Origin of the sequence: Acinetobacter sp. Tol 5, assembly GCF_019702905.1 — a bacterium.
In the GTDB taxonomy this organism is placed as follows: Bacteria; Pseudomonadota; Gammaproteobacteria; order Pseudomonadales; family Moraxellaceae; genus Acinetobacter; species Acinetobacter bereziniae.
Genome location: NZ_AP024708.1, coordinates 2,262,211 through 2,288,065 on the forward strand (window position 1 = coordinate 2,262,211; position 25,855 = coordinate 2,288,065).

Below are 25,855 nucleotides of genomic sequence, written 5' to 3' on the forward strand. Positions count from 1 at the left end.
CATGACAACCAAACACCACTATATTTCAGCACAAAGCTCTGTATAGAATATTGATCAAAGCTATGTCTCATCAATTTTCAGAGTCTTCTCCATGTCTCACTTTTGGTCCAAATGGTTTCAAGTCTTATTTAACAAAGCACAGCATAAATCGAATAAAACTAAGCCCGATTACTCTAATTCAAATATCGGTATTGCTTTTGATTCTGATACCAATGTGATTGGTTTTGCCCAAGATAAAATCACTCGGATAAGTTCCAAAGGTGTTGATCTGATTTGTAGCTTTGAGGGCTTAAAGTTGAAAGCTTATGATGATGGAGTCGGTGTAATTACAATTGGTTATGGCACAACCCGCTATCCGAATGGAAAAGCTGTTCAATATGGTGATCAATGTACCATTGAACAAGCTAAAAGCTATATGCAATTTGACCTGAAACGTTTTGAACAAGCCGTGAGTCGTGCTGTACAAGTACCATTAAGTCAAAATCAGTTTGATGCACTGGTTTCATTGGCGTATAACATTGGAATCAATGCTTTTCAAAATTCGACCTTATTGAAGCGACTAAATACATTGGATTATATTGCTGCAGCTCAGCAATTCGATGTATGGATTAAAGCAGGTGGAAAAACTGTACAAGGTTTAGTCAACCGTAGAGCGGTCGAGAAAGATTTGTTTTTAAGTTAATTTTTTATTTCAAAATATAAAAAGAGAAATACAATGATTAGACTTATCAATAATATACTGCAATTTTTTGTTTTCGTTATTTTTTTGGGAATTAGTAAATGTTCATATGCAGATTTAAAATCCGAATTAAAATGGATAAGTAAGGATTTATTAATATCTTGTAAAAATGAAGTTGATTATCGACCATTAAAGCACTTAAATGATTTTATAAATGAGTCAAAAGAAACTAATATTAGTGTATTTGATCTAATGATTATATTTAATTCAGATTATTTACTTTTTATTACAGATAAAAATTGTGCTTTGGCAGCAAGTAAATTTTCAACTAATGGTATTTCAATTAAAGAAAAATATTTAAAAAATAAATATGAAACAGACAGAACGTTGGATAATGAAGTTTATATGCAAGCAGGATATGCTAATTTAATAGAGTATTCTTGGACTATGGATAATCAAAAATTACAACAAGCTCAAGAAAATTTTAATAGTTATTTAAATAGAAATATTATTTCAAAAAATGATAAAAGCCGATGTGGAAAGTTGTGTAAAGATTATGTATATCTAAAACAAGATGATGGATTCTATCTTCCTCTTCATTATGTGGGGATCTTGATGGCATATCATGACCTATTTCAACACCACTACAAAAATTTTAAAAAAACAGAGGGACAAATTACACAACTTGAAAAAATATTTGATTTAACTAATGAAAATGAAATCAAATATATAAAAAAAACAGGTTTGCATTCTTTCCCATTCGAAGTTGCAACAATTGAAAACTTTAAATTCATTTTTAAAATTGATGATCAAAACATTAAAAATTTTTTTTACGAGAAACTAGATGATTATATCAAATATCGTATAGAAAATAATCTTCTTGATGATCGAATGATAAAAAATATATCTGAGATTTTAAGCAAAGAAAGTACATACTTGTACACAAAGATTGAGTATCTAGGTACATATGAAACTAAAAGAAAAAAAGTAATAAGTTATCAATTAGGTCAACACATTTATACTTTTATAATTGCAGATAATAAGTTAAAACTAATTATGGAACCGATAAATTTTTCTAAATAAACTTCAGGTTAATCAATTTTTTAAAAGATTTTTGAAATATGGGTAGTTATATTATTGACTAAAGTTATTTTTTACAAAGTAGAGCAAAGTTTAAATGAGTATTTATTTAATTCGCCATGCGCAAAGCTTAGGAAACGTTAATGGAAGAGTAGAATTGCATGCCAGTATTCCTTTGACAGAATATGGACATCAACAGGCTCAAAATCTGGCGAATACTCTACCAAAAGCCAAGCAAATCTATATTTCACCTTTTTTGCGAACACGACTGACTGCCGAACCTGTTTTACTTCGGGATCAAATTACGCCTGAAGTTTTGAATATTCAAGAATTTTCATATTTATCAGATCGACGTTGTAGAAACACCACTTTAGAAGAACGTAAACCATGGGTAGATGACTATTGGAGTCGTGCCGATGTTAATCTAATCACAAGTGATGATGCTGAATCTTTTGCCAATTTTTATCACCGCGTGACAGATTTTATGCAACATTTAGATGCACTTAAATCGCATTACACCGATCAACATTTGCTGGTCTTTAGTCACGGTCAGTTTCTACAACTGTTAAAAATCATGATGGCACAGAAGCAAGCATTGAGCTCAACATTGATGCGTGAATTTCGCTATGATTTACTCAATAATCAATTAGGCAATGCCGAGTTTTTTATTTACAAATAAAATATGAGAAGAACATCATGAAACCGATGATGAGAAAAATAGCTTTATTGGGATTACTGGGTGGTATATCGCTATCTACATATGCAGATATTGTGACCTTAAAGGCGGATTTAACTCAACTTGCCCAACCACTGCAAACACAATGTAAGGGAATTGATTATTTGCCTCTTAAAGTGTTGGGTGAATTTTTAAAAAGTGATAACTCAGAAAAAATAGATGTTTATCAGATGGATGTTATTTTTGTTTCTGATTTTTTAGGTTATCTAGACAATAAAAATTGTGCCTTAGCTGCTTCTGACTTTACCATTGCTGGCGTTAAGATCTTGAACCAATATCGTGATTTATGGGAGAAAAACTTAGCTAAGGATAGAAAAGTGGTGAGATATGAAACTTATCTTGCCGCAGGCGAAGCAAGTTTGGTGAAATACAAATGGACGCACAATCCACAATACCTCGATGATGCCGATCATCTTTATAAGCAGTATCTTCAAACAAGTGCAATAAGCAAACAACAGAAAGCACAATGTGGAAAGAAATGTTCAGATAATTTAGTGTATTTAAATCAAAAGCAATATTTTAGATTGTCTGATTATGCTTCGATTTCATATAAATATCAGCACCTTTTCGATGAGATTTATCGGCAATATTCTGATCAGGATCCAAATTTTACAGATGCTAAAAAAAGCCTAAATGCAGTTTTTGAGCGTACAGATCAATTTGAAGTGAATACCATACAAACAACAGGATTAAAAATACTCGATAAGCATGTTGCTACATTGAATGAATTTAAAACTATTTTTAATTCAGGTGATAAAGATTTAATTGAAATTTTTACTCAGCGCTTAGATCAATATCTTCAAAATAGAATCGTGAATAAATTATTAGATCCACAAATGACTGAGAAAACTTATCAATTTTTAGTCAAAGAATTCACTGAAAATAACTCAAAAATTGTACCGAATCAATTGGCTGAAAATCAGCAGAGCAATTACAGTTTTCAAATTGGGAAACACCAATATATTTTTAGTGGAGATAAAAAGCATTTGCAGTTAAGTTCTCAACCCATGCAATAGCGCATCACGGAAATTGGCATAAAAACTGCTTATTCATTCACACTAAAAAATGATGATTGAAAAAGTTTAAGGCAGTTGCAGTGAATAAAACTTATTTACGTGGTCAAGCACTTATTGATCAAATTCAAAATGCTTCTTATTCACGGGATTTGATTGGTTATCACGGTTCAGTTCCTAAAGTGGAATGGCCCAACCAAGCTCGACTGGCAGTACAGTTTGTATTGAACTACGAAGAAGGAGCTGAAAACCATATTGAACACGGTGATATTGGTTCTGAGCAATTTTTATCCGATATTGTCGGTGTTGCAAGCTTTCCAGATAAACATATGTCTATGGATTCAATGTACGAGTATGGTTCTCGGGCAGGTTTTTGGCGCATTCATCATGAATTTCAAAAACGAAAGTTACCCATGACCATATTTGGAGTCGGGATGGCATTGGCGCGCAATCCCTATATCGTCAATGCAATTAAAAATGCTAATTATGATGTGGTTTCACATGGTCAACGATGGCTCAACTACCAAAATGTCGATATAGACACAGAACGTCAACATATGGATCAAGCGATCAGTGTGCTTGAAGCATTATTTGGACAAGCCCCAATCGGTTGGTATACAGGTCGAGATAGCCCCAACACACGGCAATTATTGGCAGAATTTCCTCAGATTAAATATGATTGTGATTACTATGGTGATGATTTGCCATTTTGGACAAATTTAACCAATGCACATGGTGAAAGCCGACCTCATTTAATTATTCCTTATACCTTAGAAAGTAATGATATGAAATTCTGTGCACCAGCAGGTTTTAATAGCGGAGAACAGTTTTATCAATATCTTAAAGATGCTTTTGATGTGCTTTATACGGAAGGTGAAACAGCGCCAAAAATGCTTTCGATTGGCATGCACTGTCGTATATTAGGGCGCCCGGGACGTTTTAAAGCACTACAACGTTTTTTGGATTATGTTCAGTCACATGACAATGTTTGGGTATGTCGGCGTGGAGATATTGCAGAACATTGGTTTAAATATCATCCAGCGCAATAAGCATCAAAGCAATGTTAAAAATGAGCAGAAAAGCTTTAAAAAAGCGCTTCAATCTTTAGTCATTTTGAATGATAGGTATAACTTGTGAATTTAAATGAATTTAATCAAATTTCAGAACAACAAGCTCAAGCAATTCTTAATCATTGTGTACAGATTCCACGTTGGACGCAAGATATTGTCTCTATGCGTCCATTTACAAGTTTAGACGACCTTTTGGGTTATGCCAAAAAACAGGCATTAACTTGGACTTGGGATGAGATTTTAACAGCGTTAAACAATCATCCTCGAATTGGTGAAAAAAAGGCTAAAGCGAATCTGACTGAACAAGAACGTGAATTTTCCAATCGTGAACAATCTGCAATAAAACAAAGCAGCGAAATAGAAGATGCTTTATTAAAAGGCAATTTGTCCTATGAAAAAAAGTTTGGATTTCTGTTTTTGATTCGTGCATTAGGTTTGGATCACACTGAAATCTTACAGGCATTGAAATATCGTTTATTGAATGATGTTGAAACAGAACAACGTATCGTGAAACAACAGTTGAGTGAAATTACAATTTTACGTTTAACGCAGGCATTGTCTGAACATTAGAATTTGAGTCATAAAGGAAATCCGATGATTAGTAGCCATATTTTAGATACACATTTGGGAAAACCTGCAACAGATGTTGTGATCAAATTATTTGATGCACAGGAGCAGTTGATTGCTGAGTCTAAAACGAACAATGACGGGCGTGTTGCAGATTTTAATTTAAGTGAGATACAAACGGGGCAATATCATTTAGTATTTTATACTGCTGATTATTTTAATCGCTTTGATTTAGATACTTTTTTTCCTAAAGTCGTGATTTACTTTTCTGTAAATGACATTAACCAGCATTATCATATTCCTTTATTAATCAGTCCTTTTGCGTACTCCACTTATCGGGGAAGCTAAAGTATAAAATACATTTTATCAAGGACTTAAAGCTCATTTATTTGAGCTTTTTTTATATATTTTTTACCAATTATAAAAATATTGGCTTTGTTTTTGCTTATCTATTGCGGTGTTTATCTTTGTTTCTTGTGGGGAATTTATAAAATGAAATTGACACAGTTTGCTGCGTTCACAACTTTGCTATGTACTGCTTTTGGCACACAAGCTGCTCCAATCTGGCAAGATTTTAGTATTACAGGGTTATACGGTAAAAACTATGAACTAATTGCTCGAGAAGATGATCAGTCTACAATTACTTTTGAGTACGCGGCAAAATTGAAATATGGTGATTTTTTTGCATTTGCTGACCGCACCAATAATGACGTTTCTGGTAATGAAACCTATTTTGAAGTTTCACCACGCTTGAGCTTAGGGGCGATTTCAGGGCGAAAGTTAGAGGCTGGTCCAATTAAAGATGTTTTGATTGCAACTACTTGGGAAGGTGGAGAAGGTTTTAATAATTACTTATATGGGATCGGTGTGGATTTGGCGATTCCATATTTTCAATATGCCCAATTAAATTTTTATAAAGCAGACAATTATAAAAATACAGATGATGACTATCAATTGACTTTCGTCTTTGGTGTGCCATTTACAGTTGCATCTGAAGATTTCTTGATCGATGGTTTTCTGGATTGGTCAACTGCTGAAGATGACCATGCCAGTGAGTTAAACTGGACCACACAATGGAAATGGAATGCGGGCAAACATATTTCACCCAATACTAAATTATATTTAGGTGTTGAATATTCGGTTTGGAATAATAAATATGGTATCTCAGGAAAAGATGAAAATAATGTCAGTGCATTGATTAAGTATCATTTTTAATGATTTAAATGCATTGAAGCCTGAGAAAAGGAATCGAGGATACTGGTCTTTATGATAATTAAATTATGGTTTTATAGCGTTTGTGTCGCATAAATCTATGTTACTTTGGCTTATTACTGAACCCAATGGTTTAGCAATAAGCCGATGATTAAAAAGTTAACACAATATTTTCTTCGAATGGAAAGATATCACAATTATGACCCTCTCCAATACGATCGACCACGACAAAATCACTCGGTGCTTCGAGCGTCAATAATGGATGATGCCAAGTTCCTTTGTGATAATTAATGGCTTGTTTTCCATTACTGATAAATGCATAAATGTGTGCTAGATCAGGCGTATTTTGGTCAAGTTGTGCTGCAACGACAATTAAAAAAGATTGACCATGCATCGGAATAAAGGCTTGTGAACCTTGAGGATGGCGTTCAAGCATTTTGATTGTACAGGGAACAGTTGTTTTTTGAATATTCCGAAAAATACTTAAACCGACTTGTCCTGTATTGGTTTGTGCTAAAGCTAAGGCATGATAACGTTCGGTTAGCGCATTATTGATCGGAAAAAAATCATTGCCTTCACAGGAAATCACGTCACCAAAAGGTGCAAAAGCATCTTTGCTGAGTGGCTGAATTTGGATATAGTTCATGAGATCAGTCAATGATTTTCCCCCATAGACGAATCCGACTGATGCCCCCATCTGGAATCATGTTGACGCGGATATGAGAAATTTTTTCATGTTTTAAAATTTCATCGATGTATAGATGGATATGATCCATTTGCATATCTTTGGGATGTAATAAATACGTCCAAAACATACTTTGTGGAATTAATTGCGGGTCTGTCGCATTTTCAATATAAGTGGCTTGAATGGAGACTTGAGCAGGGTAATTGCCTTTAAAATGTGCAGTATCGATTTCAATTTTTTCAATCAAACCATTTTTGCCGAGTGCTAAAACACACCAATCAAAGCCAGGGGTTCGACGGCGTTTTGTTTCCCAGCCATCTCCCATATTAATTCCGCGTCCTGGATTGATCAAATTACGAGGATGTCCAAAATGGGCATCACTATAAGCTATTACCCGCCCACCATTTTCCAATGCCAATAAATCTAAAGTTTGTGTTTGGTCTTGAATCTGAATACTCACTTCACCATAAACTCTAAAACGTGCAATGCCGCCATCTGGGAAAATATTTAATCGAACATGTGTAAAAATATCTTCACTTTTCACATTGAAGAGATGATGTTGGCTAGGTCCAAGTATAGAGTTGGCTAAAATGGGGTGCCACAGTGCATCATTCAGGTTCCCATTTGGTGCATAACATGCCTCTATAGCAGCCGATGCAGGGTAGTTGCCGGTAAAAAAAGTAGTATCTATGTCAAAGGCACTGATTTTACCTGCAACTCCCAATTCAATAATTGCCCAATCATAACCTGAATGACGCTTACGGCGGGTTTCCCAACCATCCATCCACTTACCGTGGTCATCAAATTTATCTTCGACAAAAATAGGCGCATCGAATTGCAACATTCGTGAAGCCTCAGCAAAAAAATCATCTGAACATTCAAGTACTTTTGCCCCAATTCGGGGATCTGCCAAATTTGTATATCGCTGTAAATGTGCAGGAAGTTCAAAATTTGGTGCAAGTAAAGTTGCCATATTTATTTACCATTCATATTACTATTCACATTAATCAAAGCGTTGTTATCAGTGACAAATATTTTATAAGCACTCATAAAAACAATATCTTATGGCACTTATCATGCACAGCCTATGCCAATTCTTCTCTGAAAATGTATGGATTTTTATATAAATGGCACGTTTTTAGCATTTTAGGCAACAGTGCGAGAAAACAATCAGAGGAGAAATAGATGGAGATTACAATTATTGGTGCAGGTATGGGAGGACTAACCGCTGGTATTGCACTAAAAAAATTCGGTCATACGGTCACCATCTACGAACAAACTGAGCAGATCAGGGCTGTAGGTGCAGCAATTTCGTTATGGTCAAATGGTGTGAAGTGCTTAAATTACTTGGGCTTAACGGAACAAATTGCCAAACTTGGTGGTCAAATGGATCATTTGGCCTATTTCGATGGTTTAACTGGCGATAAAATGACGCAATTTAGTTTATTGCCATTAATTGAAGAGGTTGGACAACGTCCGTATCCAGTCTCGCGTGCAGATTTACAAAATATGTTGATGGATGAATTTGGTCGAGACGATATTCACCTTGGAAAAAAAATGGTGGCGTTAAAACAAATCGATCAACATGTTCAGGTTACATTTGCAGATGGAACTGAAATTACTACAGCATTGGTGATTGGTGCTGATGGCACACATTCCTTGACACGCCAGTATGTTTTGGGTGAGCAGGTTGAACGACGCTATGCGGGATATGTCAACTGGAATGGTTTGGTTGAAATTTCTGATCAATTGGCACAAGCAGATCAATGGACAACATTTGTTGGTGATGGAAAACGAGTTTCGTTGATGCCGATTGCTGAAAATCGCTTTTACTTTTTCTTTGATGTTCCATTGCCTGTAGGTTTAGACAATAACAAAAGCCAATATAAAACTTTATTTAAGCAATATTTTCAGCATTGGTGTGCCCCTGTACAAAACCTAATTGAGGCAATAGATGTAGAAACCACCAATCGTGTAGAAATTCATGATATTGAACCTTTTACCCAATTTTATAAAGGGCGTGTAGTGATCATGGGCGATGCTGCACACAGTACCACTCCTGATATTGGTCAAGGAGGTTGTCAAGCCATGGAGGATGCGATCTATTTGGCAAGAGCATTGCAGATCAATACTTTAGGTTTAGAAGATGCATTAAAACGTTATCAAAATAAACGCAATGAGCGTGCCAATGAATTGGTATTGCGCGCGCGAAAACGTTGTGATGTCACGCATATGAAAGATGAGACTGTAACCAAAGAATGGTATGCAGATTTGCGTCGCGAACAAGGTCCTCATATCATGCGTGGCATTATTAATAATATTGTCGGTAATCCTTTGGATTGATATATGGTTATATCGGTTTAATTCAAAGTTGATTTGGATTAATGACATCTTAGATGTTTATCAACTTTTATTGAGTGCTGACAAGGACGTTAACTTCAATATGCGACAAGATGTGCTTCAGACTGCTGCGTATCTTATAAGAAAATGTATATCAGATTCATCCCCTACAGCGCTTATTGATAATCAATCAATTTGAGCTTAAATCGCTCTATTTGTTCAATCAAATGCTTAATCATGACTTGTGAAACACGAGAAAGCTGTCGCTTTGGTGCAACACATAAGGCTAGTGTTAGTGGGTACAAACCTTTTTCACGAATTGGTTTAAAGCAAAGTTCATCTCGTTCTAAATAAGGATAGGCATCGATATAAGAAAGTAAACCTATACCTAAATTTTTCTGAATTAATGACATTATCATTCGGATGTCATTACATTCTAACTGGTGTTGCGGTACAAGTTGATAATGTTTATACAGTGTTTGCACATAATCCTGAATGATTAATGGTGCACTTGGAATTAAATGTTGATCATTTAAGGTATCTGATAAATGGATTTTTTCAGTTTTAGTGAGTGGATGATCTTTAGGTAAAACAAACCCGATTGGAATTTCAACAAATGCTAAAACCTCAAGTTGGTGATGTCCTTTAGGATTCAACAAAATGCCAAAATCAATCTCAGCGTCCATAATCATATTTGAAACTTTTTCACTGTCTTGAATATGAAAGTTAAAATTGATCCAAGGATAGTTCTCATACATATATTGAATAGAATCGAGAACAAAACCATCACTGAGCGCAGTAATCAGCCCACAGTCAATGGTTCCGCGTGAAAGCCCTTGTATTTCATCAAAACGATTACGGGTAAGTTGGAATTCTTTCTGCCATTTGATTAAATCTGCATAGAGTAATTCTCCAGCAAGGGTGAGCTTTAAGCCATTGGGTAAGCGTTCAAATAGATCGATTCCAAATTCTTCTTCAGCTAAAGCAATTTGACGGTGTATTGCAGAAACAGAAATATACAGCTGATCCGCAGCTTTTCTTAAACTCCCTGTTTTTGCAACAGCGATAAAATAATCAGAGAATCGAGAAAAAGTCATATTTATTGGCATATAACGCTGTCCATGGTGATACGGATGACATTTTGCTCATTCTTTCAGTTAAGCAAATAACAAGGTCAGTGAAAAGCTAAGCGATTTCTATGCCAATTTTTCGTTCTAAAATAAAAATAATATTCTTTCAATGTGTTCTAATTTTTAGAATGATCGACATTAAACTTTCTAATAGACAGAATTTAACTAAATTTGTAATTTTAAAGTATGCCTTAAGCACTTAACTGAAATTCAGTACTGCATCATGGCATAGGTTAATGAAGTTAAATATAAAATTTGTGAGTTTAGTATGAACGCCATTCCAGTTCTTCAACTATTTAGCCAACCGCAATGTAGTACATTTGAACCTAAAGACTGGGAGATACTTGCTCAACACTGGTATCCAGTGGCACGTATTCAAGATGTCTCAATGCAACCTCAACAAGTGCAGTTGTTAGATGTGAAAATGGCACTCTACCAAACAGAAAGTGGTGCAATTCAATTGGTTCGAGATATTTGTCCGCACCGTGGCGTACCGTTAACCAAAGGCTGGGTAGAGGGTGAGGAGATTATTTGCCCATATCATGGCTTGCATTACAACACCAAAGGACAATGTACCAAGATTCCAGCACAGCCCGAACTCAGTAAAATTTCTGAGCGTTTTAGCCTGACAAAATTTCCTGTGGTTTTAAAGTATGGTTTGGTCTGGACCAGTTTATTTAGCCGTGATGAACAGCTAGCAAATTTTCCTGTTTTAGATACATGGGATGATCCAGAGCATCAGGCAATATTGCCTCCATTTGTTGATATTGCAGGCTCTAGTGGTCGTCAACTGGAAGGTTTTATTGATGTTGCACATTTTGCATGGGTGCATCACCAATCTTTTGCAGATGCAAATAATCCGATCGTTCCTAAATACACCACTGAACGAACATATTATGGTTTACACACTGAATATGTCAGCGGTGTGAGTAATTATCCACATGGCTTACAACATTTAGCACCAGAAGGATTTTTGTGGAAACGTATTTTTGATGTTTATCCACCATTTTCGGCGGTGTTAAAAGTTGAATTTCCACGACAAGGTGTATTAAAAATTTTAAATGCATGTTGTCCTGTTTCATCTAACAAAACCCGTTTATTTGTCCCACTCATACGTAACTTCGACACAACAGGAGATTTACAGGCGGTTTATGATTTCAACGCTCAGATTTTTGCAGAAGATCAGGACATGATCGAAAGTCAAAAACCTGAAGAACTTCCATTAGATATTTCAATGGAAGCCCACTTTGAAGCAGACCGCTCTTCTACCATGTACCGTCGGATTCTCGCTGAGTGGGGCTTAAGTAAACGCTATATTATTTAATTATTAATGTTTTGTGCTTTGCACCTTCGGGTGCTTTTTTAATGCCTTATAATCTTTTAAGTATCTTTTATAAAATCTTTCAGCTTAGGTGTCAGTTTATTAAACTTTCTTCCAATTATAGAAATAATCTTATAAACCATTTGGTTCTGCTAAATTGGTATGCATTATTAAATCAAAAAATTTAAAAATATTTTAATTAAGGACTGCGAGGAATTTATCTTTAAGTTGTTGCCAGTTGGTTGAAACCCAGCATACCAGCGAACCTGCTGTCACTAAAATCACACCATACCAAAATTCTGTAGGTAAACGGGTTTGTAAAATCGTCATGGAAATCACGGTTGAAATGACTGGACTAAAATAAGACAAGGTCACCAAAATGGTAATATTGCCTTTGATAATTCCAATATTCCATGCAGCATAACCCATTGCCATCACAAAAGACACCATCGCTAACAGCGCAAAGGTAGACAGTTCAAAATGCTGGATTACATTAAAGCTAAATTCATGTGACCATAAATATTTTGCCCATAGTACACAACTGATCGCCACAAAAAAGAATGAAATCGGATTGTGTCCATCACTGTATTTTTTGGTAATAACACAATATAACGCCCACAACGATGCACCAAGGAAAGCAAGAATATAGCTGGTTGGATTGGCTTGAATATTGGATAAAATATTTGTCCAGTTTAAAGCGCCTTGTCCAGCTTGAATCATGACAATGCCACTTAAACTAATAGCTAAACCAACCACAACAAAAATATTAAATTTGATTTCTTTAAATAGAATCAACATGGCAACCGTTAAGCCAGGCCAAAGATAATTTACTAAACTGACTTCGATCGCTTGTTGAGCCGTTTGTGCTAGAGCGATTGCATAAGAAAAACACAACTCATAAATCACAAAGAGCAAAGTTGAAAAGATTAAATATTTCTTTGAAATAAGTTTTAAATTTGGAATTTTAAAGAAGAGCAATAAAATACATGTGCTTAAGCTATACATAAGTAGTACTGCTAAATCTGCGCCCATACTAAAACTGATTTTTTTCAGTAAACCTACGATGGATGACCACTGCAAAATTGCACTGAAACCAATCAGTGTAGCGAGATTTTTTGACATAGCAAACTTCAGATTTTAGGGGCTGTTGATTTTTCATAAAAGGCTTTCGTTGTTTATTTACAACGCAAGCCACAGCGGGGAGAGTGGTATTTTTGTCACAACGTTGTTAGCTTGCTAAACAATGCACCTCAGCATATAGCATGACTAGATTCCGTATTCAGTGTGAATATCACCTAAACAACAGGCGTAGTCACAAACATAGACGATTACTCAACAGACCCTTATTGATACAGAATTTTATGAAAGGTAAAATAATGTAAGTAATTATAACTTAAACATTCGATGAAAAGGCACACTAGGTCTAGCTTTCAGATGGAAATTACAAAAAATATTTTTGGAAAAAATCACTTATTGGTTTCTTATTCAATAAAAAATTCAACTGATCTATGCAGTATTGAGCAGATAAACATTTGATGCTCACACAGGGTGATTTAGATAGATTTTCGATTAACGCCAGACAAGCATTATCAATTTAATAAAATAATTCTATAATAGCGCCCATTCTGACTAATATTCGTTGATGTTAGTTTCTTTTTAAGTCAATTTGTTGTGTGTTATTTGACTTATTTTCAATATTTAAATTTATGTGTCCGTGTTCACACATAAGATTCTTTAGGTGCCCACATGGAAATCAAGGTTAATTATCTCGATAATCTTCGACAAGAAGCGAAGTTCGATGATTTTACCGTTATTGCTGATCAGCCAATTCGCTATAAGGGTGATGGTTCTGCACCGGGTCCTTTTGATTATTTTCTGGCATCATCTGCGTTATGTGCAGCTTATTTTGTTAAAGTTTATTGTGCTGCACGAAATATCCCGACTGATAACATTCGTTTATCTCAAAACAATATCGTTGATCCAGAAAATCGTTATAAACAAATTTTTAAAATCCAAGTCGAACTTCCTGCTGATATTTCAGACAAAGATCGCCAAGGGATTTTACGTTCGATTGACCGTTGTACAGTTAAAAAAGTCATTCAAACAGGTCCTGAATTTGTCATTGAAGAAGTTGAAAGCATTGATGCTGATGCGCAAGCTTTGCTGATGCCAAACTTAGCAAAAGAAAGTTCAACTTATATTGAAGGTAAAGATTTACCTTTAGAGGAAACCATTGCCAATATGTCAGAGATTCTGGCAGGTTTGGGTATGAAAATAGAAATTTCCTCTTGGCGAAATATTGTTCCCAATGTGTGGTCATTACACATTCGAGATGCACAGTCACCTATGTGTTTTACCAATGGTAAAGGTGCAACCAAAGAAAGCGCTTTGGCATCTGCTTTGGGCGAATTTATTGAACGTTTAAACTGTAATTTCTTCTACAACGATCAGTTTTGGGGGGAAGAGATTGCCAATGCTGAGTTTGTGCATTATCCAAATGAAAAATGGTTTCAACCAGGTCCAAATGGTGAACTCCCTAAAGAAATTCTAGATGAATATACTTTAGAGATTTATAACCCAGACAATGAATTGTTGGGAACGCATCTCTATGACACCAACTCAGGCAATACAGCACGCGGGATTTGCTCGTTGCCTTTTGTACGTCAGTCTGATCAGGAAGTGGTTTATTTTCCTTCTAATTTGATTGAAAACTTATATTTAAGTAATGGTATGAGTGCTGGAAATACTTTAGCCGAAGCGCAAGTCCAATGTTTATCTGAGATTTTTGAACGTGCAGTTAAACGAGAAATTCTGGAAGGTGAAATTACTCTTCCTGATGTACCTGAAGATGTTTTAGCCAAGTATCCACGTATTGTTGAGGGTATTAAAGGTCTAGAAGAACAGGGCTTCCCAGTCTTGGTTAAAGATGCATCGTTGGGTGGTGAATTTCCAGTGATGTGTGTCACCTTAATGAATCCGCGTACAGGCGGCGTATTTGCATCGTTTGGTGCGCATCCTAAGCTTGAAGTGGCTTTGGAGCGTAGCTTGACTGAGTTATTACAAGGTCGAAGCTTTGAAGGTTTAAATGATTTACCTAAGCCGACCTTTAGTAGTAATGCCGTGACTGAACCGAATAACTTTGTTGAACATTTTATTGATTCAAGTGGTGTGGTATCTTGGCGTTTCTTTAGTGCCCAAGCTGACCATGACTTTGTCGAGTGGGATTTTAGCAGTACAGGTGAAAATGCCAATGCTGATGAAGTTGCAACCATGATGGGCATTCTTGAACAAATGGGTAAAGAAGTTTATATGGCGGTCTATGAGCATTTAGGTGCAACTGCATGCCGTATTATCGTGCCAGATTATTCTGAAATTTATTTGGTTGAAGACTTAATTTGGGACAATACCAATAAAGCCTTGTTGTTCCGTGAAGATATTTTAAATTTACATCGTTTGGATGATGAACAGCTTGAAGCTTTGGTTGAGCGTCTTGAAGAAGTTGAGGTTGATGACTATACCGATATCGTGACGTTAATTGGTATTGAATTCGATGATAATACGGTATGGGGACAACTCACTATTCTTGAGTTAAAACTGTTAATTTATCTTGCTTTACAGCAGTTTGAAGAAGCCAAAGATTTGGTGGAACAGTTCCTTCAATACAACACCAATACCGTTGAACGTGGTTTGTTCTATCAGTGTATGAATGTCATGCTCGAAGTCGAACTGGATGACGAGATGGATCTGGATGACTATGAAGCGAATTTCCGCCGTATGTTTGGTGATGAGCGTATGGATGCAGTGATTGGCTCTCTAGAGGGAAGCATTCGTTTTTATGGTTTAACAGAAACCAGCATGAAGCTAGAGGGTTTAGACCGTCATTTACGTTTGATTGACAGTTATAAAAAATTGCATAAGGCACGTGCTAAAGCGGTGGGTCTAGTAAAATAACAATGTGTTCTTGAAAAGTATGACCACCAAATAACTTTGCTGGTCATACACCGTTCAAATAAAGCTTTGTCATTTAGAAAGATTGATCAATCCATCAATAAATTCTGATATTTGTCCGCCTGTGCTCTTAAAAAATCCCAGACCAATTTAATACGGGGTTCGTGCTGTAAATCAACCAAAGTCAGCATCCAAAAGGTATGAATAAAGCGAACTTCTTCTGCTAAAACCTGTTCAAGTTCAGGTTTATTGTCCGCTAAAAATTTGGGCAAAATTGCCAATCCAGCACCAGCACTGACGGCGATCTGTTGGGCTAAAATACTACTACTTCGAAAATTAGCATTCAGTTGCAAAGGTAAACGTTCTAAACAATACAGTTCAGGGCTGTAAATTAAATCATCAATATAATTCACAAATTTATGATTTTTTAAATCTTCAAGTTTTTTAATGGGTTGGGTGCATTCTAAATAGGTTTTACTGCCATAAATTTTAAGGCAATAATCTGTTAAGCGGGTAATAATATAAGGACCAGATTTAGGACGATCAATTGAAATTACAATATCTGCTTCACGATGCGAAAGTTTAATCATCTTAGGCACAGGAATGAGATCAATAGTGAGCAGTGGATATTGTTTGGATAATTCTGCCAATAACTGAGCTAAAAAAGCAGTACCAAAGCCCTCTGGTGTGCCAATTCGCACATGTCCCTGCAAAGGTAAGTTCGGTTTTTCAATTTGCAAAAAGGCTTGTTCCATCTGTTCGACACGAGGTACAAGTGCTAAACCTTCCTGTGTAAGTTCATAGCCCGTTGCTTCTCGTCTAAATAATGGTGTACCTAAAGCAAGCTCTAAAGCCTGTATTCGTCGAGATACTGTGCTGTGTTCAACCCCAATGATCCGTGCAGTATTGGTAAGCGTTTTTGCGCGAGCCAGCACCAAAAAAAACTGTAAGTGATCCCAATCTACTTTCATTGTTCATGACGTCCTTGTGCATATTTGCACATTCATTGTGCGTTAATTTCTATTGGTCATCTATATTTTCTTTGTTAGTTTGAATTGAAACAGAGCTGATGAAAATACTGCTTTTGGCTATTTTCTAAGAAAGTAACAACAAAAAATAGTGCCTATGGAGAGGTTATGAACACGATGTCAAATATTCATTCGACGACGGCTAAATTATTAATTAATGGAAAATTTACCGAATCCAATACAACCGAATGGCAAGATATTTTAAATCCTGCAACACAGGAAGTTCTGGGTCGTGTACCTATGGCGACTTTGGATGAAGTGGATGCTGCAATTGCGGCTGCACAGGAAGCTTTTAAAACTTGGCGTTTAACACCAATCCAAGCACGCATGCGCATTATGCTCAAGTTACAGGATTTAATCCGTGACAACATGAAAGATATTGCCCATGTGTTGACTGCTGAACAAGGCAAAACTTTGGCAGACGCAGAAGGTGATATTCAACGTGGTTTAGAAGTGGTTGAACATGCTTGTTCAATTGGCACTTTACAAATGGGCGAATATATCGAAGGTGTGGCACGTGGTGTAGATACCTATACCTTGCAACAACCACTGGGCGTATGTGCAGGTATCACTCCATTCAACTTTCCTGCCATGATTCCTTTATGGATGTTTCCAATGGCAATCGTGTGCGGTAACACCTTTGTTCTTAAACCTTCTGAGCAAGATCCATTATCGACCATGATGTTGGTTGAGTTGGCTGTACAAGCAGGCGTTCCAGCAGGTGTATTGAATGTTGTTCATGGCGGTAAAGAAGTGGTTGATCGTCTATGTACACATCAAGATATTAAAGCAATTTCTTTTGTCGGTTCAACTGCTGTGGGCACACATGTCTATAACTTAGCAGGTCAACATGCTAAACGTGTACAATCTATGATGGGGGCAAAAAACCATGTTGTGGTAATGCCAGATGCCAATAAAGAACAAACCTTAAATGCCTTGGTCGGTGCTGCTTTTGGTGCTGCTGGGCAACGATGCATGGCGCTTTCTGTTGCGGTGATGGTGGGTGAAACCAAAAACTGGGTGGATGAATTAGTCGAAAAAGCCCAGACCTTAAAAGTCAATGCAGGGCATGAACCTCAAACCGATATTGGTCCTGTTATTTCTCCACGTGCCAAAGCCCGTGTTATAGATTTAATCAATAGTGGTGTTGAACAAGGCGCTCAATTATTGCTTGATGGTCGCGATGTAAAAGTGGCTGGCTATGAACATGGTAATTTTGTGGGAGCAACTATTTTCAACCAAGTCACAACCGATATGCGCATTTATACAGAAGAAATTTTTGGACCTGTGCTTGCCATTATTCATGTTGATACGCTTGAACAAGCTATGGAGTTGGTCAATGCAAATCCATTTGGAAATGGCGTAGGTTTGTTCACTCAAAGCGGTGCGATTGCTCGCACTTTCCAAAACAACATTGATATAGGACAAGTCGGCATTAATATTCCAATTCCTGTACCTGTTCCGTTCTTTAGCTTTACAGGTTCACGAGGTTCAAAACTCGGAGACTTAGGACCTTATGGCAAACAAGCCGTACAGTTCTATACGCAAACCAAAACCATCACGAGCCGTTGGTTTGAAGATACACAAGAAAAAGGTGAAGTGAATACCACCATTAGCTTGCGTTAATCGAGGAGTTCAAGGATGAATATTGCATTTATTGGTCTAGGTAATATGGGCGGTAAGATGGCTCATAATCTCCTCAAAGCTGGTTTAAAGGTACATGGCTTTGATTTGAGTGAAGTTGCCATTGCTCATTTTACTGAAGCAGGAGGCATTGCACATGCCAACCCACAAGCTGCTGCTGAACAAGCCGATGTGGTGATTACTATGCTCCCAGCCGCAAAACATGTCAAAGAGGTTTATTTGGGTGAAAATGGCGTACTTGCAGTACTCAAAAAAGGTAGTTTATGCATAGACAGCAGTACCATTGATCCACAAACAATCAAAGACATTGCAGTCGTAGGCGCAGAGCAAGGGATTCAAGTATGCGATGCACCTGTATCAGGCGGTACGATTGGTGCACAAGCAGGAACACTGACATTTATGGTCGGTACAGACTTAAATACCTTTGAACAAGTTCAATCTGTACTCAAACCAATGGGCAAAAATATCGTGCACTGTGGCGGAGTGGGTGCAGGTCAAATTGCGAAAATTTGCAATAATCTTATTTTAGGCATTTCGATGGCAGCCGTTGCTGAAGGCATGGCACTTGGCGCAAAACTCGGTATTGATCCACAAGCTTTAGCAGGGGTGATCAATAGCTCTAGTGGTCGTTGCTGGAGTTCTGAAGTCTGTAACCCTTGGCCGGGTATTTCTGCAAATGCACCTGCTGGGCGTGGTTATAGTGATGGTTTTGCCACGCAATTGATGCTGAAAGATCTTGGTCTAGCCATTGAAGCAGCAGGGCAAGTCAAACAACCTGTTCTTTTAGGCGGTTTGGTTCAGCAGTTGTATCAGCAACTGTGTATGCAAGGAAATGCCCAGCTCGATTTTTCTAGCATTATCCAACAATACTTAGCGAAAGAAGCTTAATCCAAATATCAGCCATTTCACCATCAAAGGATGGTGAAAGCTATAGATTCACTCGTGTCATGAATAACAATAAATCCAGACTGGAGTAAATAATATGTCGAATTATCATCAAGTTGCTAATTCATTTAATTTAGACGGTGCAGTAAAAGCAATGTTATCGGGTTCAGTCGAGCAACTGAACGCATGTTATGAATGCTGCGATCGACATGCAGATGCTGATAGCGAAAAAATTGCCTTATATTGGCAAGGCAAAGATGGACGCAAACAACAGTATACGTTTAGTCAACTGAAAAAGTGGTCGAGTCAGTTTGCTAACTTTTTAAAATCACAAGGTGTCCAAACAGGCGATCGTATTTCGGGTTTATTACCAAGAACACCAGAATTGCTGGTTGTGATTTTGGGGGCTTGGCGAATTGGTGCAGTTTATCAGCCACTTTTTACTGCATTTGGTCCCAAAGCCATTGAACATCGTCTTCAATTGGCAAAAAGTAAATTGGTCGTAACTGATACAGCGAATCGAAGCAAATTGGATGAAATCGCACAATGTCCACAAATAATGACGGTTGCTGATCAGCATGGTCATGGTGTTATGGATGGCGATTTAGATTTTTGGCAAAAGGTCGAACAACAGTCTGAACACTGTGATTTGGTCATGCAAAATATTCAAGCTCCATTTTTGTTGATGTTTACTTCGGGAACCACTGGACCTGCGAAACCCTTAGAAGTACCACTGAAAGCCTTAATTGCTTTCGGTAATTACATGAAAGATGCCATTGGCTTACGTGAAGAAGATAACTTTTGGAATATTGCTGACCCAGGTTGGGCATATGGTTTGTACTATGGCATTACGGGACCATTGTTGTTGGGGCATGCAACTTTATTTTATGAAGGCGGTTTTAGCATCGAAAGTTTATGTCAAATTATTGAGGATTATAAAATTACCAATTTGGCAGGCGCACCGACCGCTTATCGTATGATGATGGCTGCAGATCCTTCCCAAATGGCGCAACTGAAAGGTAAATTTCGTGTAGTCAGTAGTGCCGGTGAACCTCTAAATCCTGAAGTTTTCCGCTGGTTTAAACAGGCACTCGATGCACCTATTTTCGATCATTATGGACAAACTGAGGTTGGCATGGTGGTGTGTAACCATCATGGTTTGGAGCATGAGGTGCGTGCTGGTGCTGCTGGTTTTGCAAGTCCAGGATACCGTGTTGCTGTGCTTGATGAACAAGGCAACGAGCTTCCAGCAGATACACCTGGAATTTTAGCAGTGGATATCCAGCAATCACCGATGATGTGGTTCGGTGGCTATCAAGAAAGCCGTAAATCACCTTTTGTAAAACATTACTATTTAACCGGTGATACTGCTGAACTGCATGCAGATGGCAGCATGAGTTTTGTTGGGCGTAGTGATGATGTGATTACCACCTCAGGCTATCGAATTGGTCCTTTTGATGTAGAAAGTGCTTTGCTTGAACACGATGCGGTCATTGAAGCAGCTGTGATCGGTGTTCCTGATGTGGAAAGAACTGAAATCGTCAAAGCTTTTGTGATTTTAGCAGAGCATCAAATTGCTTCTGACAGTTTGGCAGAACAACTGGGGCAATTTGTTAAAAAGCGCTTATCGGCACATGCTTATCCAAGACAAGTGGAGTTTGTAACAGAGCTTCCAAAAACACCTAGTGGCAAAATCCAACGGTTTTTATTGCGTAATCAAGAGATTGCCAAACAACAATTAGAAAAGAATGCAGGTTAGTATAAATCCTGCATAAGCTGAGCAGGCTTTATGCAGGTGATGTAACAGATCAAGGAATGAAAAATGCAATTTACTGAAGAACAATTATTGATTCAGGATATGGCGAAAAATTTCGCTCAAGAACAAATTAAACCGCATGCAGCAGAATGGGATAAACACAGTGTATTTCCAAAAACAGCATTGTCTCAAATGGGACAATTGGGTTTTATGGGGATGTTAATTTCTGAACAATGGGGTGGTTCTGATACAGGAAATTTGGCTTATGTGCTTGCATTAGAAGAAATCGCAGCAGCAGATGGTGCAACTTCAACCATCATGAGTGTACATAATTCTGTGGGTTGTGTGCCAATCGCTAAATTTGGTACGAATGAACAAAAACAAAAATACTTAATGTCCTTAGCGCAAGGGGAAATGATTGGCGCATTTGCTTTGACTGAACCGCATACTGGGTCTGATGCCGCAGCACTGAAAACACGCGCAGTGAAAGATGGTGATGATTGGGTAATTAACGGTGCTAAACAGTTCATTACGTCTGGACATAATGCAGGTGTCATTATTGTCTTTGCAGTAACTGATCCTCAAGCAGGTAAAAAAGGGATCAGTGCCTTTATTGTACCGCGTGAAACACCCGGCTATGAAGTCATTCGTACAGAAGAAAAACTGGGTTTACATGCCTCAGATACTTGCCAAATTGCATTGACAGATGTTCGTGTACACCAAAGCTTGATGTTGGGTAAAGAGGGCGAAGGCTTAAAGATTGCCTTGTCTAATCTTGAAGGCGGACGTATTGGGATCGCAGCCCAAGCAGTAGGTTTAGCCCGTGCAGCGTTAGAAGAAGCGAGCAAGTATGCCAAAGAACGTATTACCTTTGGGAAAGCTATTTTTGAACATCAAGCGATTGCATTTCGTTTAGCCAGTATGGCGACAGAAATCGAAGCTGCACGACAGTTGGTTCACCATGCTGCACGGTTGAAAGAGGCTGGTAAACCCTGTTTGAACGAAGCATCTATGGCAAAACTGTTTTCGTCAGAAATGGCTGAACGTGTTTGTTCTTCAGCGCTACAAGTATTTGGTGGTTATGGTTATTTAAAAGACTTTCCTATTGAGCGTATTTATCGTGATGCTCGTATTTGTCAAATTTATGAAGGCACCAGTGACATCCAACGTTTAGTCATTGCACGTAGTTTATAAGTTGTACCACAAGACACTGCGTAGCTACAGATTAGGAATTGAAATATGCAATTTGAGACGATTTTATTGGAAAAGCAAAACGGCGTAGGTTTGATTACGCTTAACCGTCCCAAGGCATTAAATGCATTGAATTCTATGTTGATTGATGAATTGAATTTAGCTTTGGACGATTTAGAAAAAGATCAAAATATTGGCTGTATGGTGCTGGCTGGCTCAGAAAAAGCCTTTGCAGCAGGTGCAGATATTAAAGAAATGGCAGGATTAAACTTTCCTAATATCTATTTTGATGATTTCTTTAACCTTGCCGATCGAATTGCTCAGCGCCGTAAACCTTTAATTGCCGCAGTCAGTGGCTACGCACTAGGTGGTGGATGTGAATTGGCATTGATGTGTGATTTTATCTACTGTGCTGACAATGCCAAGTTTGGTTTACCCGAAGTAACGCTTGGGGTTATTCCCGGTATAGGCGGAACACAGCGCTTGACTTTGGCGGTAGGTAAAGCCAAAGCGATGGAAATGTGTTTGACTGCTCGACAAATGGAGGCAATTGAAGCTGAACACAGTGGTTTAGTCGCCCGTATTTTCCCTAAAGATCAACTTTTAGCTGAAACCTTACAAGCAGCTGAAAAGATCGCTGAAAAATCTTTAGTGGCGACAATGATGATCAAAGAGTCGATTAACCGTGCTTTTGAAGTAAGTTTAGCCGAAGGTTTACGTTTTGAGCGTCGTAGTTTCCATTCAATATTTGCGACTTTGGATCAAAAAGAAGGTATGCAAGCCTTTGTAGAAAAGCGCCAAGCGCAATTTAAAAATCAATAATAAAAGGATTAAATCATGGACCACGAAAATCATTTAATCATTGAACAAAAAGGTGCTCTAGGCATCATTATATTAAATCGTGTATCGAGTCTGAATGCGCTGACCTTGGATATGATCAATGGTATTCATCAGCAAATCGAAACTTGGCAAGATGATACAACTATTCAGGCGATATTGATTAAATCCAACAGTCCAAAAGCTTTTTGTGCAGGTGGTGATATTCGTTACCTCTATGATCACTTTAAAAATGGCACAGCGGGTCATAAGGGGTACTTCATTGCTGAATATGCCATGCTGAACTGTATACGTGCCTCACAAAAAACGGTTGTGGTATTACTTGATGGCTATGTTTTGGGGGGCGGTTTTGGCTTGGCTCAGGCATGCCATATTATTGTCAGCAGTGAAAAATCACGTTTTGCGATGCCCGAAACAGCAATTGGTTTCTTTCCAGATGTCGCAGCCACACATTTCTTATCACGTTTGGATGATATTGGGGTGTATCTGGCGACTACAGGTGACCAGATCACGAGTAGCGATGCCTTATATTTAGATTTGATAGATTATCATGTACCTAGTCAACAGTTTCCTAAACTAGAAGAAGCTTTAAGCCAAACAGATCATTTAAGCAAAGATCATATTGATCAGATCATTTCAAAATTTATCACTCGACCTGTAGAAAGTGAACTCAGTGGATGGGTGGACAATATTCGTAAACATTTTGGTTTTGAGAACTTAGATGAAATTGAACAAAGCCTTGCCAATGAGTCAGATCAGCAACATCAAGCATGGGCAACTCAAGTTTTAAATACTTTGCAGCAACGTTCTTTATTGGCCAAGCAGACCAGTTTAAGACTGCAATATTTAGGTCGAGGGCTTTCTTTACAGCAATGCATGCAACTTGAACGAGATTTGCAGGATATTTGGTTTGAGCATGGTGATATTTTAGAAGGCGTTCGTGCCCTAATCATCGATAAAGATAAACAACCAAAGTGGCAAAAAAGCAATCCTATTTTAGAAAAAATATTGGCTGAACTGGGTTAGCCATAAAGCACACTGATGCTAAAACAATATGTTCATTCAAATAAATGAAGGGAGAATCAGAGAAATTTTTTAAGTGAATCCAAGGATCATACAAGATATATGGAATATATCTCAATGGATGTAAAAAACGGTTAAGAAGGAATAGAGCAATGAAGGATGTACAAGGAACAAATCCGAATAATAAAAAGTCATCACACCGCTTAGCAGGTATTTCAAGTATGGTGGGGACGACCATTGAATGGTATGACTTTTTTATCTATGGTGCAGCAGCAGCACTGATTTTTAATAAGTTATTCTTTCCCAACTTAGACCCTTTGACAGGTGTTCTTGCGGCATTTGCAACCTACGCTGTTGGTTTTATTGGACGACCATTGGGTGGGATCGTATTTGGGCATTTTGGTGACAAAATTGGTCGTAAATCAATGTTGTTGGTGACCTTAATGTTAATGGGTATTCCTACCGTCATGATTGGGTTGTTACCTACATTCGAGTCGATTGGATATTGGGCAACCATTTGCTTAATTATCTTGCGCTTTATCCAAGGTATGGCAATGGGTGGAGAATGGGGCGGAGCAGTGCTGATGGCTGTCGAGCATGCACCTGAAGGTAATAAAGGTTTTTGGGGGAGCTTACCACAAGCCAGTACTGGTGGTGGTCTAATGCTGGCTTCAATTGCTTTAGGGCTAGTTTCAATGTTACCCGAAGAAGCACTATTTAGCTGGGGTTGGAGAATACCGTTTTTAGCCAGTATTGTGTTATTGGGCGTAGGTTGGTATATCCGAGTTAAAGTTCCAGAGTCTCCAGATTTCGAGCAAGTTAAACAACAGGCTGAAGAAATTAAAGTCCCTGCATTGCAAGTATTTAAAAATCATCCTAAGGAATTACTGACTATTATATTGTCACGTGCGGCTGAAAATGCGTGGTTCTATCTTGCTTCAACTTTTACCTTGGCATACACCACGACACAATTAGGTATCGTACGACAAGAAATATTATTTGCGACGATTTGTGGTGCAGGGGTAATTATGGTCATGACCCCACTGTGTGGACATTTATCAGACAAGGTCGGTCAACGGAATATGTTTAGGTTTGGTCTATGCGTCTTAGCACTGTATAGCTATCCATTCTTTGCCATGTTGAATACCAAAGATCCTGTGCTGGTGTGGACTGCGATTGTATTGGCAATTGGCGTTGTATTCCCAATTATGTATGCACCACAATCTCAGCTTTTTGCGCGTCAATTCCCTGCTGAAATTCGTTATAGTGGTATTTCGATCTCTGTACAGTTTGCGGGTGTATTAGGTGGAGGTTTAGCTCCTTTGATTGCGACAAAACTTTTAAGTATCGGTGGTGGTAGCACACATTTGGTCATCACTTATATCGTCAGTTTTGCTGTGATTGCCATCATTGCATCATCATTCTTAAAGCCTGATGTATTTCCAAACAAAGCAAAGTCTTTTGCACAAAAAGAAATTAAATCCTCATAAAATTTAAAATCCTCAGCAACATGGGCAGCTTATGCTAAATTCATGTTGCTGTTTTTTTTTACCAATAATTAAAAAATGCCCGTTATTGGTTCATCACTATGGCTTTAAACAGCACATTTTCAATTGAAAACCTCTAAATCCTGTGATTTTTTGCTATGGCATGAAACTTGCTGTACTTCACATGCACAATATTTTTATTTTTCAATGATTAAGGGGCTGT

General features: G+C 37.7%; 23 protein-coding genes. 18 read left to right on the top strand and 5 right to left on the bottom strand.

Annotation, left to right across the window (positions count from 1 at the left end):
• Positions 1 to 91: 91 nt before the first annotated feature.
• The 8 genes from TOL5_RS10475 (at position 92) to TOL5_RS10510 (ending at position 6,360) form a co-directional block, all read left to right on the top strand.
• Positions 92 to 682: a lysozyme gene (locus TOL5_RS10475; protein ID WP_151781620.1), complete on the top strand. Its 591-nt coding sequence runs from the start codon at positions 92 to 94 to the stop codon at positions 680 to 682.
• A gap of 33 nt (positions 683 to 715) precedes the next feature.
• Positions 716 to 1,762 (top strand): hypothetical protein, encoded by a 1,047-nt coding sequence (locus TOL5_RS10480; RefSeq protein ID WP_151781621.1) that lies wholly within the window; start codon positions 716 to 718, stop codon positions 1,760 to 1,762.
• A 94-nt stretch (positions 1,763 to 1,856) separates the two neighbouring features.
• Entirely contained in the window at positions 1,857 to 2,438 is a 582-nt protein-coding gene (locus TOL5_RS10485) for a histidine phosphatase family protein (protein ID WP_151781622.1), read from the top strand.
• A gap of 17 nt (positions 2,439 to 2,455) precedes the next feature.
• On the top strand, positions 2,456 to 3,511 hold the full coding sequence (locus tag TOL5_RS10490) for a hypothetical protein (protein WP_198114655.1): 1,056 nt from the start codon (positions 2,456 to 2,458) through the stop codon (positions 3,509 to 3,511).
• An 80-nt stretch (positions 3,512 to 3,591) separates the two neighbouring features.
• Positions 3,592 to 4,557, top strand: coding sequence for an allantoinase PuuE (puuE, locus tag TOL5_RS10495; protein ID WP_151781407.1), 966 nt, complete (start codon positions 3,592 to 3,594; stop codon positions 4,555 to 4,557).
• A gap of 84 nt (positions 4,558 to 4,641) precedes the next feature.
• Positions 4,642 to 5,148 (top strand): 2-oxo-4-hydroxy-4-carboxy-5-ureidoimidazoline decarboxylase, encoded by a 507-nt coding sequence (gene uraD, locus TOL5_RS10500; protein WP_221260704.1) that lies wholly within the window; start codon positions 4,642 to 4,644, stop codon positions 5,146 to 5,148.
• A 24-nt stretch (positions 5,149 to 5,172) separates the two neighbouring features.
• Positions 5,173 to 5,493: a hydroxyisourate hydrolase gene (gene uraH / locus TOL5_RS10505; RefSeq protein WP_004830697.1), complete on the top strand. Its 321-nt coding sequence runs from the start codon at positions 5,173 to 5,175 to the stop codon at positions 5,491 to 5,493.
• 144 nt (positions 5,494 to 5,637) lie between these two features.
• Complete coding sequence (locus TOL5_RS10510; protein WP_010591391.1) at positions 5,638 to 6,360, top strand: outer membrane protein OmpK; 723 nt, start codon at positions 5,638 to 5,640, stop codon at positions 6,358 to 6,360.
• Positions 6,361 to 6,508: 148 nt separating this feature from the next.
• On the opposite strand, the gene TOL5_RS10515 is transcribed toward TOL5_RS10510, so the two are convergent.
• Positions 6,509 to 7,003 carry an ureidoglycolate lyase gene (locus TOL5_RS10515; RefSeq protein ID WP_026040376.1) on the bottom strand — a complete coding sequence of 165 codons (495 nt, stop codon included), beginning with the start codon at positions 7,001 to 7,003 and terminating at the stop codon, positions 6,509 to 6,511.
• Positions 7,004 to 7,007: 4 nt separating this feature from the next.
• On the bottom strand, positions 7,008 to 8,015 hold the full coding sequence (gene alc / locus TOL5_RS10520; RefSeq protein ID WP_121774389.1) for an allantoicase: 1,008 nt from the start codon (positions 8,013 to 8,015) through the stop codon (positions 7,008 to 7,010).
• Positions 8,016 to 8,227: 212 nt separating this feature from the next.
• Between alc and hpxO the strand changes: the two genes are divergently transcribed.
• Entirely contained in the window at positions 8,228 to 9,385 is a 1,158-nt protein-coding gene (gene hpxO / locus TOL5_RS10525; RefSeq protein ID WP_009586874.1) for an FAD-dependent urate hydroxylase HpxO, read from the top strand.
• A 173-nt stretch (positions 9,386 to 9,558) separates the two neighbouring features.
• Here the strand turns inward: hpxO and TOL5_RS10530 are convergent, their stop codons facing one another.
• Positions 9,559 to 10,491, bottom strand: a complete 933-nt coding sequence (locus tag TOL5_RS10530; RefSeq protein WP_004830702.1) for a LysR family transcriptional regulator — start codon at positions 10,489 to 10,491, stop codon at positions 9,559 to 9,561.
• A gap of 289 nt (positions 10,492 to 10,780) precedes the next feature.
• Between TOL5_RS10530 and TOL5_RS10535 the strand changes: the two genes are divergently transcribed.
• Positions 10,781 to 11,836, top strand: coding sequence for a Rieske 2Fe-2S domain-containing protein (locus TOL5_RS10535; protein WP_221260705.1), 1,056 nt, complete (start codon positions 10,781 to 10,783; stop codon positions 11,834 to 11,836).
• A 192-nt stretch (positions 11,837 to 12,028) separates the two neighbouring features.
• Here the strand turns inward: TOL5_RS10535 and yddG are convergent, their stop codons facing one another.
• Positions 12,029 to 12,955, bottom strand: coding sequence for an aromatic amino acid DMT transporter YddG (gene yddG, locus TOL5_RS10540; RefSeq protein ID WP_009586867.1), 927 nt, complete (start codon positions 12,953 to 12,955; stop codon positions 12,029 to 12,031).
• 624 nt (positions 12,956 to 13,579) lie between these two features.
• On the opposite strand from yddG, the gene TOL5_RS10545 reads away from it, so the two are divergent.
• Complete coding sequence (locus TOL5_RS10545; protein ID WP_151781404.1) at positions 13,580 to 15,784, top strand: OsmC domain/YcaO domain-containing protein; 2,205 nt, start codon at positions 13,580 to 13,582, stop codon at positions 15,782 to 15,784.
• A gap of 86 nt (positions 15,785 to 15,870) precedes the next feature.
• Here the strand turns inward: TOL5_RS10545 and TOL5_RS10550 are convergent, their stop codons facing one another.
• Complete coding sequence (locus tag TOL5_RS10550) at positions 15,871 to 16,752, bottom strand: LysR family transcriptional regulator (RefSeq protein ID WP_005031638.1); 882 nt, start codon at positions 16,750 to 16,752, stop codon at positions 15,871 to 15,873.
• A 165-nt stretch (positions 16,753 to 16,917) separates the two neighbouring features.
• Between TOL5_RS10550 and TOL5_RS10555 the strand changes: the two genes are divergently transcribed.
• The 7 genes from TOL5_RS10555 to TOL5_RS10585 all read left to right on the top strand — a co-directional run bounded on the left by TOL5_RS10555 (position 16,918) and on the right by TOL5_RS10585 (position 25,635).
• Positions 16,918 to 18,435, top strand: coding sequence for a CoA-acylating methylmalonate-semialdehyde dehydrogenase (locus TOL5_RS10555; RefSeq protein ID WP_121774387.1), 1,518 nt, complete (start codon positions 16,918 to 16,920; stop codon positions 18,433 to 18,435).
• A gap of 15 nt (positions 18,436 to 18,450) precedes the next feature.
• Positions 18,451 to 19,341 (top strand): 3-hydroxyisobutyrate dehydrogenase, encoded by an 891-nt coding sequence (gene mmsB, locus TOL5_RS10560; protein WP_121774386.1) that lies wholly within the window; start codon positions 18,451 to 18,453, stop codon positions 19,339 to 19,341.
• Positions 19,342 to 19,435: 94 nt separating this feature from the next.
• Positions 19,436 to 21,097, top strand: coding sequence for an AMP-binding protein (locus TOL5_RS10565; RefSeq protein WP_121774385.1), 1,662 nt, complete (start codon positions 19,436 to 19,438; stop codon positions 21,095 to 21,097).
• A 63-nt stretch (positions 21,098 to 21,160) separates the two neighbouring features.
• On the top strand, positions 21,161 to 22,288 hold the full coding sequence (locus tag TOL5_RS10570; protein WP_151781403.1) for an acyl-CoA dehydrogenase family protein: 1,128 nt from the start codon (positions 21,161 to 21,163) through the stop codon (positions 22,286 to 22,288).
• A gap of 45 nt (positions 22,289 to 22,333) precedes the next feature.
• A complete protein-coding gene (locus TOL5_RS10575; RefSeq protein WP_049044254.1) occupies positions 22,334 to 23,107 on the top strand; it encodes an enoyl-CoA hydratase in 774 nt (257 codons plus the stop codon).
• Between the two features lie 15 nt (positions 23,108 to 23,122).
• The gene (locus TOL5_RS10580; protein ID WP_221260706.1) at positions 23,123 to 24,148 is read left to right on the top strand and encodes an enoyl-CoA hydratase/isomerase family protein; all 1,026 of its coding nucleotides are present in this window, start codon (positions 23,123 to 23,125) and stop codon (positions 24,146 to 24,148) included.
• A 149-nt stretch (positions 24,149 to 24,297) separates the two neighbouring features.
• Positions 24,298 to 25,635, top strand: a complete 1,338-nt coding sequence (locus tag TOL5_RS10585) for an MFS transporter (RefSeq protein WP_221260707.1) — start codon at positions 24,298 to 24,300, stop codon at positions 25,633 to 25,635.
• The last annotated feature ends 220 nt before the right edge of the window (positions 25,636 to 25,855 follow it).

Bases quoted from the DNA above. Each gene is read 5' to 3' on its own strand.
- TOL5_RS10585 (WP_221260707.1), top strand. From the start codon at position 24,298: ATGAAGGATGTACAAGGAACAAATCCGAATAATAAAAAGTCATCACAC.
- TOL5_RS10490 (WP_198114655.1), top strand. From the start codon at position 2,456: ATGAAACCGATGATGAGAAAAATAGCTTTATTGGGATTACTGGGTGGT.
- uraH (WP_004830697.1), top strand. From the start codon at position 5,173: ATGATTAGTAGCCATATTTTAGATACACATTTGGGAAAACCTGCAACA.
- TOL5_RS10575 (WP_049044254.1), top strand. From the start codon at position 22,334: ATGCAATTTGAGACGATTTTATTGGAAAAGCAAAACGGCGTAGGTTTG.
- TOL5_RS10480 (WP_151781621.1), top strand. From the start codon at position 716: ATGATTAGACTTATCAATAATATACTGCAATTTTTTGTTTTCGTTATT.
- mmsB (WP_121774386.1), top strand. From the start codon at position 18,451: ATGAATATTGCATTTATTGGTCTAGGTAATATGGGCGGTAAGATGGCT.
- TOL5_RS10555 (WP_121774387.1), top strand. From the start codon at position 16,918: ATGAACACGATGTCAAATATTCATTCGACGACGGCTAAATTATTAATT.
- TOL5_RS10515 (WP_026040376.1), bottom strand. From the start codon at position 7,003: ATGAACTATATCCAAATTCAGCCACTCAGCAAAGATGCTTTTGCACCT.
- TOL5_RS10545 (WP_151781404.1), top strand. From the start codon at position 13,580: ATGGAAATCAAGGTTAATTATCTCGATAATCTTCGACAAGAAGCGAAG.
- yddG (WP_009586867.1), bottom strand. From the start codon at position 12,955: ATGTCAAAAAATCTCGCTACACTGATTGGTTTCAGTGCAATTTTGCAG.
- TOL5_RS10535 (WP_221260705.1), top strand. From the start codon at position 10,781: ATGAACGCCATTCCAGTTCTTCAACTATTTAGCCAACCGCAATGTAGT.
- TOL5_RS10475 (WP_151781620.1), top strand. From the start codon at position 92: ATGTCTCACTTTTGGTCCAAATGGTTTCAAGTCTTATTTAACAAAGCA.
- TOL5_RS10580 (WP_221260706.1), top strand. From the start codon at position 23,123: ATGGACCACGAAAATCATTTAATCATTGAACAAAAAGGTGCTCTAGGC.
- TOL5_RS10570 (WP_151781403.1), top strand. From the start codon at position 21,161: ATGCAATTTACTGAAGAACAATTATTGATTCAGGATATGGCGAAAAAT.
- TOL5_RS10510 (WP_010591391.1), top strand. From the start codon at position 5,638: ATGAAATTGACACAGTTTGCTGCGTTCACAACTTTGCTATGTACTGCT.
- TOL5_RS10530 (WP_004830702.1), bottom strand. From the start codon at position 10,491: ATGCCAATAAATATGACTTTTTCTCGATTCTCTGATTATTTTATCGCT.
- alc (WP_121774389.1), bottom strand. From the start codon at position 8,015: ATGGCAACTTTACTTGCACCAAATTTTGAACTTCCTGCACATTTACAG.
- TOL5_RS10485 (WP_151781622.1), top strand. From the start codon at position 1,857: ATGAGTATTTATTTAATTCGCCATGCGCAAAGCTTAGGAAACGTTAAT.
- TOL5_RS10550 (WP_005031638.1), bottom strand. From the start codon at position 16,752: ATGAAAGTAGATTGGGATCACTTACAGTTTTTTTTGGTGCTGGCTCGC.
- hpxO (WP_009586874.1), top strand. From the start codon at position 8,228: ATGGAGATTACAATTATTGGTGCAGGTATGGGAGGACTAACCGCTGGT.
- TOL5_RS10565 (WP_121774385.1), top strand. From the start codon at position 19,436: ATGTCGAATTATCATCAAGTTGCTAATTCATTTAATTTAGACGGTGCA.